Source organism: Nonomuraea sp. NPDC049709, from assembly GCF_040674815.1.
Classification (GTDB): Bacteria; Actinomycetota; Actinomycetes; order Streptosporangiales; family Streptosporangiaceae; genus Nonomuraea.
The window spans coordinates 1-14355 of record NZ_JBFANM010000147.1 but is presented as its reverse complement, the minus strand read 5'-3'; the positions used below and the strand labels follow the sequence as shown (position 1 = coordinate 14355).

Sequence of the window (14355 nt, the reverse complement as noted above, 5' to 3'; positions counted from 1 at the left end):
CTTGGTCGACTGCTGTCTTATCGGAAGCCTCCTCTCATCCGCCACTGCTTCCCGCGGACCCAACCTGACCAGTACCGTCACGATGGAAAGAGCTCCCTGTACGAGGTCGGCTCTGTAGCCTGACGTAGGGAGTTGGTCAGGTGCCCTGCACTGTTGCCACGAGCACGCGAGTCCGCACCTTGTTCTTCCGCAGCTCCCGCGGGTGGCCGTCCGACTGCACAACTGGATGGCAGGAGTGCCGAGGAGTGACGGGCGGAGCAAGCTCAGGCCGTCCAAGTCTTGGGGAGCGCCGAGTCCTTCGGTCACCGTTGCCTTGGCGTCCTGAACCCCACATACGCGGGCGATAGGTTCGCTGGCGTGAATGCTCTGTCCCGAAAATGACCGTTATCGGGACGGTCCGATGGAGCTCCAACATGCACTTATAGTGATTGAACGGCTACTCCCCATGGCTGGACGGTGCGGTGTCGTGTTCTGGAGGGGGACGGCACTCGCATCCTGGAGATGCCCGGTCAGCAGCACACGCGGCAACCGGCCGGAAGTCTCCCCCGGCTGGCGTGCCGCCACCAATCGCGCTTGGCCATCTCCAGGCTGTGGTCGCCGTACTCGACGGTGTGAGCGCCGAGCTGGTCGACGTCGGCGACCGGGGGCGAGCTCCGCCGTGACGGCCGCAGCGCCGCAACCCCGCACATCGACTGGACGGCTCTTTATTAGTTGGGCCCATGACCAGCGTGTCGCCCGGCTTCATGCTGTCCAGGGTCGCGAAGCAAGGCGGCCACGCACGACATCACATCAGTCGCCGATTCGCGTGCGAACGGTCTGACTGGCTGGGCCCGGGGCATCTGCCCGACCGGCGCGACCCCGGTAGCCCGGGGGATCTGGACTGGCTCGGCCGCGGCGACCGGTTCCACGGCTCCAAGTCCGCATGTGCTGAACGTCTTTCCGGGTAGCGGCGTGGACCGTCGGCACAATCCGCAGAATCAGACTTCGGGATTGTGTCGCCATTGCGGCACTGTCCGGCCTCAGACCCACCCATGGGGACGAGGTTCAGCCGGCCGGCTTGAGGTCAGCGGCGAGAAGAGCCTCGAGGCGCGTCAGGTCGCCGCCGCGTGCGGCCGGCGCAAACGCCCGCAGGAGCGGGTCGCGAGCCGCCGGGCTGAACGGGTGGGAGCGGGTGCCGGAGATCCGTACGCGGGCGCGCCTCACGAGCTGCCGCGCGTTGGCCGTGCCGATCTGCAGGGCCTCCGCGATCTGCCGGTACGGGTACTCGAACCCCTCACGCAGCATGAACGCGGCCAGTTCCGACGGCGGCAGCCGTTCGAGCAGCAGATGGACGGCGAGCTCGATCTCCTCGCCTCGCTCGGTCTCCGCCCGCGGATCGGCGGCGGGGTCCACCGCTTGTTCGTGCCGCCAGGAGATGGCGTGGGTCTCTCGCCGGTGGCGGGCGGACTGGATGTGGTTGATCGCCAGCCGGCTGGTCGCAGTGGCCAGGAACGCCTCGGCGTTGATCACGGCGGTGTGGTCGGTGCGGTGCCAGCGGAGCCAGACCTCCTGGAGGATGTCTTCGGCGTCGTGCACGTTGTGGACGATCCGGTGGGCGATCCTGAAGAGGCGTGGGCGGGTACGGACGAACACGTCCAGAACGGTGTCACTCACTTTCTGGACTCCTCTGCTCGCATGGCGGCGGCCTGGCGGATGAAGTCGGCCGTGGCGTGTGGCTGGGACACGTACACGGAGTGACTCGCGGCGATCTCGCGCACGGTGGAGCCGGCTCGTCCAGCCATGGCCCGTTGCGCCGACGGCGGGATCATGCGGTCGTCGGTGGCCACCAGGTACCAGCTGGGCTTGGTGCGCCAGGCGGGCCGGTTGACCTGGCCGCCGCGGGCGTCGACCCGCCAGGGGACCTGCGAGTCGGCCATGAAACGTGCCTCTGCCGGCGGGAGGTCGGCCGCGAACGAGGCGTGGAAGCGGTCGCGGTCCACCAGCAGGAACCCGTCCCTGGGCGGCGGCGTCGCCGGGCCTGCGGACATGAGGTCGCGCGCCGATTCGCCGGAGTCGGGGGCGAACGCGGCGACGTACGCCAGGACGGCGACGTTGTCGTCCGTGCCGGCCTCGGAGATCACCACTCCGCCGTAGGAGTGACCGACGAGTACGCACGGGCCGTCCTGCGATCGCAGCACGCGCAGGGTGGCCAGGACGTCTCCCGCGAGCGACAGGTTCGGGTGCTGGACCACCGAGACCCGGTAGCCGTCCGAGGTGAGCAGGTCGTACACCTGCCGCCACCCGGATCCGTCCACGAAGTCTCCGTGGACCAGGACCACGTTCTTGATCTGTGTCATGCCACACAGCGTCGATCTGGGAGGGCCGGGGAGGCATCAGGGATATCCCTCGACAGAAACGGCGTGGGGTAGGCGGCAAGATATCTGTGTGAATGAGGGGTTGTTCGGGCGCGAAGACGCTGTGACAGTCGTACGTGATCTCATGGAGCGTGGTGGCGGCGCGGTCGCCGTCGGCGACCCCGGCGTCGGCAAGAGCAGCCTGATGAAGGCCGCCACGCAGCTGGCCCGGCGCCAGGGGCGCAGGGTGCTTTCCGTTACTCCGACGCAGTTCGAGCAAGGGCTGCCGTTCGCGGGGCTCGCCGAGCTGATGAGCCGGTTCCCTGAGGGGGCGGAGCGGGAGCTTCCGGGCCCGCAGCGGCACGCGCTCGCCGTTGCCCTGCAGCGTGCCGAGCCCACGGAGGGCGAGGTGGATGCCCTGGCCGTGCCCCTGGCGGTCCGGGGTCTGCTGACGCAGTTGTGCGAGTCGGAGCCGGTGGCGCTCCTCATCGACGACCTGCAGTGGCTGGATCAGGCGAGTATCGGCAGCCTCGGCTTCGCGTTGCGTGGCGTCTTCGCCGAACCTCACCGGTTGAGCGTCCTGGTCGCGACGCGGCCGGATCCGGACACCGGCACAGATTTGATCCGATGTCTGGCTGAGCCACGGCATGAGTTCGTGCTGCGGCCTTTGGCGGACTGGGCGATAGGACAGCTGCTCCGCGCGCGCCTGGGCCCGCGATGGACTCCGCCCATGAGCGCCGGGGTGGCCCGGGCGAGCGGCGGGAATCCGTTCCTGGCTCTGGAGATCGCGCGAGCTTCCGACCACGGCCGTGTCCAGGTCCCGCCGAGCCTGACCGAGCTTCTCCGTGAGCGCGTGGCTCAGCTGACGGAAGACACACGCGAAGTGCTCCTGCTGGCGTCCGCGGCGGGGCGGCTGACGGTGACGCAGGTGCGCGGGATCGTCGAGGAGGCCCGGCTGCTGCCGGCCCTGGAAGCCGCAGCCGACGCGGGCGTGGCGACGGTGGGCGCGGGGTCTGTGATCGGCTTCACCCACCCGTTGCTGGCCTCGGCCGTGTACGACGCCGCCACGCCGGCCGAGCGTCGCCGGGCGCACCGCGTGCTCGCGGAGACGCTCGAGGACCTCGTGGAGCGGGCCCGCCATCGTTCGAGATCGATCACGGTCCCCGATGAGGTGGTCGCGGCCGATCTGGAACGGGCTGCCGAGCTTTCCAGAAGTCGTGGAGCTCAACAGCTGGCCGGCGAGCTGCTGGAGGGAGCCGCCCTGGCCACCCCGTCCGATATGGACGCCAGCCTCGGCCGCTGGCTGCGCGCTGTGGACACCTACAGCGACGCCGGTGACGCGGTGACGGCGCGGGCGGCGCTGTGCAAAGGCTCGGGGCTCGCCACCTCCCCTGAGCAACAAGCCGAGGTGCTGATACGGCGCATCCGCCTGGCCGAGGACATACCAGCCGCCAGGTCCCTCGCCGAGCAGGCATTTCAGCTGGCACCCACCGGCAGCGAGGCCCACGCCGAACTTCTGTGCACCCTCGCCGCGATCTGCCGCATGCAAGGCGACGGCACACGTGCTCTCGAACTGGCCCGGACGGCGGTCACCGAGGCAGCGGCGGTCAAGCGTCTCGACGTTCAGCTCAATGCGCTGATGGAACAGCTCTCGGCCGAACTGCTTTGGGGCGCGGGCCGGCCCCAGCAGTCGCTGCGCGACATAGAGCAGCTGGCCGGCACCGCGAACCTGCCCGCGACGTTGCTGGCCTTCTTGCGAAGCTTCTTCATGCCCTGGAACGACCCGGCGGCCGAGAAACACGCGCGGGATGGCATCGCGTGGGCCGTCGACGCCGGCCGCTACGGCGACCTGTCGATGCTCTACATCAGCCTGATCCTCGTCCTCATCCGCCTGTCGAAGGTGCGCGAGGCCCAGGCCGCTCTCCAAGAGGCGGCTCGGTCGGGTGCGTGGGCGGCGGCCACCCGTGACTGGTCGGCGGCCTCCAGTTCCCAGGAGGACATGGCCTACATTCTCGTCACCGCATACGCCGGCGATCTGGACCTGGCGCGCGAACGGGCCCGGCATGCGGCCGCCCGGCCGCAGATCCAAGCATCGACGTACTGGCGAGGTGGCTTCCTGGCACAGCTCGGATTCGTCGAGACCTCCGCGCGGAACTGGCAGGCGGCGCTCGAACCGCTGCGCGAACTCGCGGAGATCTTCGCGAGCACCGAGATGGTCGACCTGGAGGCGCTGTTGTGGGGTGTCGACTACGCCGACGCCGCGCTGCAGGTCGGCGCGTCAGAGGACGTCGAAGCGGCCATCTCCATCCTGCGCCGCCAAGGATCGGCCGGCAGACCGGAGGCAACGGTCGCCGCCGACCGCTGCCAGGCGATGCTGACGGCCGCGCGCGGGAACGTGGACGACGCTCTGAGCGCGCTTCGCGAGATCACCGAGCAACCGGGATCCGAGTGTCCGTTCGAGGCGGCGCGGTCCCGGCTGGCCCTGGGACAGGTCTACCGCCGTGCCGGATACAAGGGCATGGCGAGCCAGACGCTGAAGGCGGCCGCGGGCGCCTTCGAGGAGCTCGGCATACCACGCTGGGCCGAACGTGCCTGGGACGAAGCCGGCCGAGTAGGCCTGCACCCCACCCTGGGCGCGCTAACAGCGACGGAACACCGCGTCGCCGAGCTCGTCGCATCCGGACGATCGAACCAGGAGACCGCCGCCGAACTCTTCATGTCCGTGAAGACCGTGGAAGCCAATCTGACCCGGATATACCGCAAACTCTCCGTACGGTCGCGTACCGAGCTAGCGAACCATTTGAACACGGCGACTTGACCATTCGCGGCTGCCGTCCGTACTCCAGCTGAAGCGGGACGAGTGGGACTGTCGTTAACGAGGCTGTCACCGGCCGCCATTCGCTGGGTTTCGGTTCGAACATAGCGATATAGGCCGGGCGCGATAACGCGATTTTCGCGCTGTTTTCGCAGATGGCGGCGCCCGGTATGTAGCCCTTGTCTCAACCGCCCGCCTCCCCGGCCGCTCCCGGCTCCGCCGCCCCACCCCCTCTCCGCTGGCCGGCTCGCGGTGCCGCTTGGGGCGCTCACCCGCCCCGCTGACGGAGCTCGTTGCGCAGAACGGTGTAACCGACCATGGCGGAATCCAGATACGCGCGTACTTCCGCGATCATGTCGCCGTCGAAGCGGCACACCCAGCAGTAACGGTTGTCGAACTGCGCACCCTCCTTGGTGGTCGACGTGGACGCCAGCTCGACGATCGTGGTGTCGCCGTCCACGTACAGGTGTTCGACCGTGAGCTTCACTCCGCCCTCCAGCACCTTCGCCAGCCGGTCGAACGTCGCAGCGGTGAACTCCTTCTTGCTCCGGTATCGCCCGGCGAGCGGGTGCGTGCCCTCCACGGTCCAGTCCACGTCGTCCGCGACGCGAGCCCAGAAGTCCGGCTGGGTCGCCGGATCCTGGAGGTAGGCGAAGAGGGTTTCGCGATCGTTTCGGATGTCAGTCATGATGCTTCCCTCGATGTACCTCCAGCAGCCATTTTACGATCGGAGCAGGGCTCGGCGGCGATGGCTGAGGGGGCGCCGGTCCGTCCAGCTCGCCGCGCGCCTGCCGGGGCGTGGCAGGGCACTTGTGGATCGGTCGCCTCCCCGCCGATGGTCTGCTGGCCTGCCCCGTACACGCCGCGGTCGCGGTGAGCACCATCACTGGCGCCAAGAGCCGGCCTAACCCGAACGCCGGCTACGGGGACAACCCCACGGCCGGAGGCGGAAGCTCGCGCCCATGACCGGCACGGGGACTAGTCCGCCCAGGGGTCTTGGACCCATCTGTCATGTGCGTGCGCAGCGTACGGCGTGGGCCGGAAGGCTACCGCGACGAGCGCCAAAAATCTGCATCGGCCATGGTAGACATTCGTCGCTGTGGGTACTATGGTTTCTGACATCGCAAGGAACGGATTCAACGGGCAGCAGAAGTAGTTATCGGCATGACGACGAACTGCCCGCAGCAGGCTGAGGTTAGAAGGTTTGACGGCAGAAGGTCGGACGTGACGGGCCAGCGCAGTGGTAAGGGGTCCTGATCGTGGACGCGCTGCCGAAGGTGAAGGTTGACGGCAGAAGGTCGGACGTGACGGGCCAGCGCAGTAGTTAGGGGTCCTGATCGTGGACGCGCTGCCGAAGGTGAAGTTGGACAAGTGGTCCGGAAGAGAAAGAAGAAGGGAGTGTTGACGCCATCGGGATCGCCCGTTGCCGGCTGAAGTTTCGCCGCTCGGGTACCGCAGTTCCACAGATAGGAAGGTGGTCTACGGTCACGCATCCGCGATCCGCGCATCATCGCCGTTCAGTACGGCGGATGCGGACAACAGTGAGCCGGCCAGGTGGCCGGTAGATGGTGTTGAACTCTTCGGGGCCCCGGCGCAACAGGCGCCGGGGCCCCTGTGCGTGTTGACGGAAAGGAATGTATGGATCAACGTCGCTCGGCTGCCGAGGGTGACACGCTTGCTCGCGGCAGGATTACCGATACGGCCGAACACGCGGCCGATGACCGGTTCGACGATGAGGACTACCCCGCCTACAGCATGGGCGCGGCCGCGGAGATGCTCGGTGTGACCCCGACGTTCCTGCGGGCCCTGGGCGTAGCGCATCTGATCGAGCCGAAACGCTCCAGCGGCGGTCACCGCCGCTACTCCCGCTACCAACTGCGCCTGGCCGCGCGTGCCCGGGAACTCGTCGACCAGGGCACCGGCGTGGAAGCGGCGTGCCGGATCATCATCTTGGAAGACCAGCTCGCCGAGGCGCTGCGCATCAACGCCGCATACGAACGCGAGCGCACAGCCCGGAACTGACAAGAAACGACAGCGGCGGCCTGGTCTCTGACCGCATGGACTAGGCCTCTTGCTTGTTCCGGGAGCCGGGCCGGCGACGAGTTCGGCCGCGCGTTCCCTCTGTGCCAAGCTCAAGTGAGACAGATGGCGTAAACGGTGGCGATGGTGTTGGCCGAGGGGATAGCGGGAATCACCGACCCGCACCACCCCGGCCGCAGCCGACGAGCTCGCCGGCTGCGCCAGCGCGCCCGGGCCTGAACACGGCTGCGGGCCGAGGGCGCCGTCCTGGGCCGAGGCTGCGCTGGCCGTCGCCGCGCCAGCGGCCACAACCCGGCCGCCTACGGGCAGCCGCCTGTTTCAGCCAACCGTCTGCAGATTAGCGACCAAGCCTTATGAAGTCATCGTGACCGTTCGTCCTTTGATCGGCAGGTGCTTCACCTGGGCTGCAGTGTGGGCGTCATACAAGCTGCGGCAGCGAAGATCGCGCACCACCATCGATCACGAATAGTTGATATCTCGATCCAAGAACTAGCCCGTTGACCTGGACACTGAAACGCGGTGACCGATGGCCACTGAAGTTCTCCTGACCAATCCCTCGCCGGGTGGGGGCCAGACCTCATGGTGATCTACGACGGAGCGGGGAGGCGTTGTGGGAGCGGTCCGCGCCCTGGTTTCAGGCGCTGGTGGTTGGCCCAGGGTCTGAAGTCCGGCGATCGGGTGCTGGAGCTCGGCAGCTATCAGGCCGCTGTCCTGCACGAGGTCGTCGGCCCGACTGGGCGCGCCGTCACTGTCGGTATCGACCCCGAAATCGTCGAGTGAGCCCGCACTTGCCTCACCGCCGCAGGATGCGTCCACATCGCCGCGGTGCTCGCTGACGCCACCGCGTACCGTGTGGCCGACGGCGCACCCTTTCACCGGATGCACTCCTGCAGGCAGTCCGGGACGGTCCTGGGCAGGAAGCGTCCTTCGCCAGCGTGGTCGGCGTAGCACTCCACGTAGCGGGCCTGGACGTTGGTCAGGTCACGCACCAGCCGCTTCCCTAGCGGGGTTTTGCCGACGCAGCATGGGCCTTCCAGGGCCACCCATGGGCGCGTTGGTGGTTCAGCCGGGTAGCGGGCGTTCGGTTTTGCCGGCACCGGATCCTCCTTTCCGCAGCTGGACTGCGCCGATGAAGCCGCCCACCCCGAACAGCACCGTTGCGGCCGGGCACGCCGCTACGCGCAGTAGGCAGTCTTGGCCGCGGATCCGGCGTGCCGAGATGGCGTTCGGTCAGCAGCTGGGCGAGGTAGTTCACGATCAGCGCGGTAGCGTCGAGGCGGGGCCCGGCCTCGCCGGGGGCAGGGATCGCCAGCACGGCGGGCGGATGATGGGTCAGTCGAGCCACTCCACTGCCGATCCGAACGCTGACAGCGCGAGCAGGCGAGCTCGCCCGATGCGGGATCTTTCAGGTAGCGGGCGAGCCAGCCCCGGCCCGATAGCAGCGGGTTGTCGCGACTGCGGCTGTCAGGTAAAGGGCACCGTCATGAGCGAATTCCATAGCCGGGTCGGCCAAGTGAGGATGGCGGACATGGCAGGGGATGGAGCCGTCCGCTGGATCCTTGACTCCCACAACCCCGAGACCATATTCCGAGCCGCCCTCCCTGTCATGTGCCGGACTCGTTGAGATTCGGGTCCTTGCCGTCAGCTGGCGGGGAAGTAGTGACCGTTGTCCAGATCGGCGAGCAGGCGGGGCTGAGCGGGTTCCCAGCCGAGGGTCCGGCGGGTGACGAGGTTGGACGCCGGGTAACTCTGCGTGACGATGTTCGCGAGGAACCCGAAGTATCCCGGCAGCACCAGTTCGTCCACGGGAACGCTCACGGCGGGCAGGTCCAGACGACTGCCGATGGCCTCGGCGATCTCGCGGAACGGGATGCCCCCGTCGTCGACCGCGTGCCAGTATTTGCCGGCCGGGCCCTTCTCCAGCGCCAGGCGGAACAAGGAGGCAACATCGCGGATGTGCACGGCGTTCCACAGGTTCGCGCCGTCTCCGGGGTAGCCGATGAAGCTCTTCTCCTTCGCGAGCGCGATCAGCGTCGGGAGGAAGCCGGCACGATCGGTCGTGCTGTGCGCGATGTTGGCGATCCGCACGACCGAAGACCGCACGCCCTGCTCGGCGAGGCCGATTACGGCGGTTTCCACGACATTACGAGCCCGCAGGGTGCCCTTGTGCTCATCGCCGCTGGGAAGGGCCGGGTCCTCCTCGGTGGCCGTCCGGCCCAGGAATCCCTGCCCGGGCGAGCCGATGCTCCCCGCCGCGACCAGCGGCTTTCCGGTTCCCGCCAGTGCCTCGCCGTAGGCGAGCATGATCGGGAGCTCGGCGGCGGCCACGGCGTGGATCCCGCCGGAGAAAAGCAGGTCTTGCCGGTGCGCGACGTGGATGACGCCGTCGGAGTCCGCGGCCGCTTCCTTGAGCCCGTCGAGATCCCGGAGGTCGCCGCGACGCACCTTCGCGCCGAGCGCGGACAGCGCCGCCGCGGCAGTGTCCGACCGGGCCAGGCCGGTGACCTCGTGGCCGGCGGCTATGAGCTCGGGGACGATGTACGAACCGGAATGACCGGTCCCGCCAGTGACGAAAACGCGCATTCTGCTGTTCCTTATGAGTGAGGTGGCGCGAGAATTGGTGGTGCGCGTGTGCTCAGCTGAGATTGCTGACGCCGAGGGCGAAGTCGAAGTCCCCCACGCCGTGGCAGGCCAGGTTGATCATCAGCAGGCCCGTCCCTTCCAGCCAGTGCGCCATCTCCAGGCCTCCGGCATCCAGGGGGCGCAACCCGAGGCTCTTGATGAACGCCGATACGCTTGCCTTGGCCCGCGCGTCGTCGCCGGCGAAGAGCACGTCCAATGGGCGCCCCGGGGCCAGGACGTGGCCGAAGACGGTGTTGAACGCCTTCACGACGTGCGCGCTCGCCGGGGCGGCCTTGGCGATCTCCTGCGCGGCGGAAGTGCCGTCAGGGGTGGTCAGCCCGGTGGCGTCGGCTTTCATGGGGTTGGTGATGTCGATGATGACCTTGCCGGCCAGCGCGTCCCCGTACTGGGCGACGACCGGCACGGCGCTGGCGTTCGGCACGGCGAGGATGACGATGTCTCCGGCTGGGGCGGTGCCGAATGTCCCGGCCGTGGCGCCGCCGCCGAGCGCGGCGGCCAGGTCCTTGGCCTTGGCCGCGTTGCGACCGACGACCTCGACGGCGTGGCCGCCCTCGACCGCGCGGGCGCCAATGGCGCGGCCCATACCCCCCAGGCCGATAATGCTGATGCTGCTCATGGAGTGCCTGCTTTCTGGAGCTGGATAGGACGCCATGCCCACCCGTCGTCGTCAACGGCTGTGTCATCGACGCCCCATTTGGTTAACGTGTGAACCAGAATGTACGCGGCATTTGGTTACCATGTCAACCAGACGGTAAAGTGACCTGCGTGACCGAGCCGCGGTGGTTGGACGAGCGAGAACAGCAGGCCTGGCGCAGCCTGATGAAGATGCAGGACGGGCTGTCGGAGTTCATCGAGCGGCAGCTGCGCAACCGGTGCGGGCTGTCCGGCGCTGACTACCAGGTCCTGGCCCACCTCTCTGAGGCGCCCGAAGGCCGGCTGAGGTCATTCGAACTCGGCCAGTTGTTGCGCTGGGAGAAGAGCCGCCTGTCGCAGCACCTGGGCCGGATGCAGAATCGCGGCCTGGTGTCCCGCGAACGATGCCTCGCCGACCAACGGGGGGCGGTAGTCGCCATCACTCCCCGGGGCAGCGACCTGATCAAGGTCGCGGCTCCGCAGCACGTGGCCGACGTCCGCGACGTGCTCATTGATCATCTCACTGCGACAGAGATGGCGATGCTCGTCACCATCGGCGACAAAGTAGCCGAACGGCTGGCGGCGCTGGAACACAAGCACTGATACCCGATCCCGGACCTCATCGCTCATAAACTGCGTGCGTGTCAGACCGCTGCCTACAGAATCCCGCGCGGTGGTCGACTCGATCCAGGTCCGGGCCCCCAAGGGCGACCTGACCGGGCCGGGCCGGGCCGGCAGCAAGTTCCACGCCATGTCCGAACGGAGTGGCCTGCCGGTGAGCACCGCCGTCTCCGCCGCCAACACCCCCGACGCGCAGCTGCTCCTACCGCTGCTGGAGGCATGCCCGCCGTGGCCGGCAAGTACGGCTGACCACGCCGACGCTTGGACAAGCTGCACGCCGACAAGCCCTACGACCACAAGCAGTTGCGGGCTAAGGTCCGCCGACGCGGCATCACCGTGCGCATCGCCCGCAAGAACGTCGAGTCCTCCCAACGACTGGGCCGGCACCGCTGGGTCATCGGGCGCACCATCGAGCAGAAAGGATCAGCCGCGGCTGACACCTCGCCGCTCGGCCGACCGGTCCGTCCTGGTTCATGAACTACCGGCGACCGGACCGCCGCTACGCTACCCACTTGCCGCGTTCGTCGCCCTGGCCGCCACGCTCATCTGCCACAGCAGACTCCTCAAACGGACCAGTTGAGACATCGTCTAAGGAGCGTGTCACCAGGGCTCCTTAACGACAGGCCGAGCTGTGTCGGTGGAGCTGTCGCGGGATCGGCTGGTGGTGGTGGTGTGGTGTCGTAAGGACCACATCGAGCCGCCGGCCCGGGGGCGGGTCGGTCGGCTGGTGGGCAAGGCGGTTAAGGACTTCGAGGCCCGGTTCTGCCTCAGCAGGGTGGAGGGGTCTCCGTGGACTTGGCCCGCCTCGACACCACCGTCCGTGCCACCCCGGTGTGTATCAGGCTTCGATCACCAGGGCGCTGGCCTTGGTGAACGACTGCCGGAACGTTCGCAGCGGCGCGTACTCCGCCGAGTCGAAGTAGTCCCGCACTGCCTGCTTGTCCGGGAACTTGAGGATCACGCCGAGCGCCGGCTTGTCGTCGCGCTCGATGGGCAGCGGGTCCGCGTCCCGGGCGACGGCCTCGCCGCCGAACTTGACGGCGATCGGCAGCGCCCGACGCTCGTACTCGCCGAACTTCTCCGCGTCGGAGGGGGTGGCCTCGATGACCAGATAGGCACTCACAGCACTCCACCTACACTTCTATTGTTCGTAAGGAGCCGAACAGTAGCAGGAATCTTCGGAAAGTTCGATTTCTGTCGTAGAATCGAACGATGCGAGCACTGACCCACCCCGACCGGTCGCAGCTGCACATCGAGACGGTCCTCGAAGCGTTGGCCAACCCGGTCCGGCTGCGGATCGTGCGGCGCCTGGCTGCGGGCGAGGAGCTGACCTGCGGCACCGTGCTACCCGACGTGCCGGCGTCCTCGGCGAGCCACCACTGGCGGGTGCTGCGCGACAGCGGCGTCTTGCGCGCGCGCCGGGAGGGCCGCATCATCCTGCACACTCTGCGCCGCGACGACCTGGACGCTCGCTTCCCGGGCCTGCTCGACGTGGTCCTTACTGCCCTGGACGCCGAACCTGATGACGGAGGCCGCCAGCCGTAGGCCTGCTGGTACGTAGGGGACGCTACGCCGCTCGGCCGTAGCGGCGAGGAACTGGTGAAGAAGACCCGGGTGGCGCAGGTTCTTCGAGCGGTTCCCGGTTACGGGTTCGGCGAGGGTAGCGGCGCTGATGGCCGTGTCGGGCGTGGCTGAGAAGCGCCGGGTCGGTGGGCTGACCAAGCAACAGCGAGAGCGTCTGCTGCAGGCGCTGGCCGGGCTGGCGGCGCTCAGGTCCCCGGGCGCTGCTTGACCCCTGCTTCCAGCAGGCTGACCACTTCGGCGATCCGCTGGGCCCGCACCTCAGGCCGGCCCTTGGTGGCATCGATCCAGCGCAGGTAGGCCCGCCGGTAGAACTGGGCGAGGGAGTCGAAGAAAGGCGCCCGCCGCCGGGCTGGCCTCCAGTGCGGCGGCGATGTCCTCGGCCAAGTCGGCCCGCTGCGGCCCTTCCGGGGTCAGCACCACGTTCACTTGCGTGCCGGGCTGAAGGCCGCAGCGCTGCCAGGCCGGGCCGAGCAGGAAGCCGCGTTGCCCCTCGTGTTCGACGATCACCGCGCGGATGCTCCTGCCGTTCAGCGTGCCGCTCACGTGATGGACCGGCTTGGGCGCCCACACCTGGTCGGGGTCGAATGGCACCGGGACGAACAGGCGTCCGCGTCCGCCCGCCCGGCTGTCGGCGGTGTAGTGCTGTTCCTGCACGCAACCGATCCTGCCACGCCGGACCGCCGCCGCCGAGGGCTCACGCGGTAGTGGTCAGGATGCGGCAGATTCCCTCAGGCCCGCAGTCGGCCGGGTCGACGGCTTGGGCCCGCTGGTGCAGGTCCTGCAGCGCGGTGCGGGTGGCCAGCAGGTCGGCGATGCGCTGCTCGACGTGCTTCAGGTGGGTCTCGATCAGCGTGGTGACGTGCCGGCAGGGCGGTTGTCCGGCGTCGCGGATGGTCAGCACGCCGCGGATCTCGGCCAGGGACAACCCGGCCGCTGCTGCGTCGCGGATGAAGGCGAGCCGGTCGGCGGCCTCGGCTGGGTAGTCGCGGTAGCCGGCGGCTGTGCGGGGCGGGGCCGGCAGCAGGCCGGCCTGCTCGTAGAAGCGGATGGTCTTGGCGGACAGTCCGGCCGCGGCGGCCAACGTACCGATGCGCATGTTCCCAGGCTACGGCCTTGACCTTCCAGCGTGCTGGAAGGTCTACCGTCGAACCGGACGCCAAGACGCAACACGAGCAGCATGAGGAGGCCGGGCGATGAAGCTGGTGATGGTGACGGTGCCGGACTGCCCGAACGCGCCGACGCTGGAGCGGCGCCTGCTCAAGGCGCTCAACGAGAGCGGTGCGCGGGCGGCCACGATCGCGCACCGCACGGTGAGCGACGCCGGGCAGGCGGCGCGCTGGCAAATGCGCGGCTCACCGACCTTGCTGATCGACGGTCGCGACCCGTTCGCCGACGCCGCGATGCCGACCGGTCTGGCCTGCCGGATGTATCGCGACGAGCAGGGCCGCCTGGAAGGGGCGCCCTCGGTGCCGGCGTTGGTGGCGGCGCTGGTGGCGGCGCTACGCCACGCCCTGGACAGCACGCGCCACCAGGCGCTCGCGCACACCGGCGGCCCGGACCCGAACGAGGTGGTGCCCGGGTCGGTGCCGATGTGGGCCGATGCGCGGGTCGCGCCGGCGCCGGGCGGGCAGCTCCGGTGGAAGGCGGGCTGCGGGCGGTGCACCAGCAGGTGCTGCGCGGCTTCGC

17 protein-coding genes are annotated in these 14355 nt (G+C 68.5%); 7 read left to right on the top strand and 10 right to left on the bottom strand.

Annotation, left to right across the window (positions count from 1 at the left end; all coding sequences use genetic code 11):
- Positions 1–509: 509 nt before the first annotated feature.
- From AB0J69_RS59625 to AB0J69_RS59615, 3 genes are all read right to left on the bottom strand, one after another.
- Positions 510–689, bottom strand: a complete 180-nt coding sequence (locus AB0J69_RS59625) for a hypothetical protein (protein ID WP_364137788.1) — start codon at positions 687–689, stop codon at positions 510–512.
- A gap of 355 nt (positions 690–1044) precedes the next feature.
- Positions 1045–1653 carry a sigma-70 family RNA polymerase sigma factor gene (locus AB0J69_RS59620; protein WP_364137786.1) on the bottom strand — a complete coding sequence of 203 codons (609 nt, stop codon included), beginning with the start codon at positions 1651–1653 and terminating at the stop codon, positions 1045–1047.
- Positions 1650–2336 carry an alpha/beta hydrolase gene (locus AB0J69_RS59615; protein ID WP_364137784.1) on the bottom strand — a complete coding sequence of 229 codons (687 nt, stop codon included), beginning with the start codon at positions 2334–2336 and terminating at the stop codon, positions 1650–1652. The genes AB0J69_RS59620 and AB0J69_RS59615 overlap by 4 nt, the downstream gene beginning before the upstream one ends.
- Before the next feature lie 88 nt (positions 2337–2424).
- On the opposite strand from AB0J69_RS59615, the gene AB0J69_RS59610 reads away from it, so the two are divergent.
- Positions 2425–5151, top strand: coding sequence for an AAA family ATPase (locus AB0J69_RS59610; RefSeq protein ID WP_364137782.1), 2727 nt, complete (start codon positions 2425–2427; stop codon positions 5149–5151).
- 265 nt (positions 5152–5416) lie between these two features.
- On the opposite strand, the gene AB0J69_RS59605 is transcribed toward AB0J69_RS59610, so the two are convergent.
- Complete coding sequence (locus AB0J69_RS59605; RefSeq protein WP_364137780.1) at positions 5417–5836, bottom strand: nuclear transport factor 2 family protein; 420 nt, start codon at positions 5834–5836, stop codon at positions 5417–5419.
- Positions 5837–6903: 1067 nt separating this feature from the next.
- Here AB0J69_RS59605 and AB0J69_RS59600 point away from each other — a divergent pair.
- Both AB0J69_RS59600 and AB0J69_RS59595 read left to right on the top strand, forming a co-directional pair.
- Entirely contained in the window at positions 6904–7170 is a 267-nt protein-coding gene (locus tag AB0J69_RS59600) for a MerR family transcriptional regulator (RefSeq protein ID WP_364137792.1), read from the top strand.
- Between the two features lie 597 nt (positions 7171–7767).
- Complete coding sequence (locus AB0J69_RS59595; RefSeq protein WP_364137779.1) at positions 7768–7968, top strand: hypothetical protein; 201 nt, start codon at positions 7768–7770, stop codon at positions 7966–7968.
- Between the two features lie 861 nt (positions 7969–8829).
- Here the strand turns inward: AB0J69_RS59595 and AB0J69_RS59590 are convergent.
- Entirely contained in the window at positions 8830–9771 is a 942-nt protein-coding gene (locus AB0J69_RS59590) for an SDR family oxidoreductase (protein ID WP_364137777.1), read from the bottom strand.
- 52 nt (positions 9772–9823) lie between these two features.
- The gene (locus AB0J69_RS59585; RefSeq protein ID WP_364137775.1) at positions 9824–10447 is read right to left on the bottom strand and encodes an NAD(P)-binding domain-containing protein; all 624 of its coding nucleotides are present in this window, start codon (positions 10445–10447) and stop codon (positions 9824–9826) included.
- 149 nt (positions 10448–10596) lie between these two features.
- Between AB0J69_RS59585 and AB0J69_RS59580 the strand changes: the two genes are divergently transcribed.
- A complete protein-coding gene (locus AB0J69_RS59580) occupies positions 10597–11067 on the top strand; it encodes a MarR family winged helix-turn-helix transcriptional regulator (RefSeq protein ID WP_364137773.1) in 471 nt (156 codons plus the stop codon).
- Between the two features lie 279 nt (positions 11068–11346).
- Entirely contained in the window at positions 11347–11562 is a 216-nt protein-coding gene (locus AB0J69_RS59575; protein ID WP_364137771.1) for a hypothetical protein, read from the top strand.
- A gap of 361 nt (positions 11563–11923) precedes the next feature.
- Here the strand turns inward: AB0J69_RS59575 and AB0J69_RS59570 are convergent, their stop codons facing one another.
- Entirely contained in the window at positions 11924–12208 is a 285-nt protein-coding gene (locus AB0J69_RS59570; protein WP_364137769.1) for a DUF1330 domain-containing protein, read from the bottom strand.
- An 89-nt stretch (positions 12209–12297) separates the two neighbouring features.
- Between AB0J69_RS59570 and AB0J69_RS59565 the strand changes: the two genes are divergently transcribed.
- The gene (locus AB0J69_RS59565) at positions 12298–12630 is read left to right on the top strand and encodes a helix-turn-helix domain-containing protein (protein ID WP_364137767.1); all 333 of its coding nucleotides are present in this window, start codon (positions 12298–12300) and stop codon (positions 12628–12630) included.
- Positions 12631–12854: 224 nt separating this feature from the next.
- On the opposite strand, the gene AB0J69_RS59560 is transcribed toward AB0J69_RS59565, so the two are convergent.
- The 3 genes from AB0J69_RS59560 to AB0J69_RS59550 are packed head-to-tail and all read right to left on the bottom strand — an operon-like array spanning position 12855 to position 13765.
- Positions 12855–12953 (bottom strand): hypothetical protein, encoded by a 99-nt coding sequence (locus AB0J69_RS59560; protein WP_364137790.1) that lies wholly within the window; start codon positions 12951–12953, stop codon positions 12855–12857.
- Entirely contained in the window at positions 12928–13323 is a 396-nt protein-coding gene (locus AB0J69_RS59555; RefSeq protein ID WP_364137765.1) for a hypothetical protein, read from the bottom strand. Before AB0J69_RS59555 ends, AB0J69_RS59560 begins: the two co-directional genes overlap by 26 nt.
- Positions 13324–13363: 40 nt before the next feature.
- On the bottom strand, positions 13364–13765 hold the full coding sequence (locus AB0J69_RS59550) for a heavy metal-responsive transcriptional regulator (protein WP_364137763.1): 402 nt from the start codon (positions 13763–13765) through the stop codon (positions 13364–13366).
- A 97-nt stretch (positions 13766–13862) separates the two neighbouring features.
- Between AB0J69_RS59550 and AB0J69_RS59545 the strand changes: the two genes are divergently transcribed.
- On the top strand, positions 13863–14355 hold a 493-nt coding region (locus tag AB0J69_RS59545), incomplete at its 3' end, for a hypothetical protein (protein WP_364137761.1).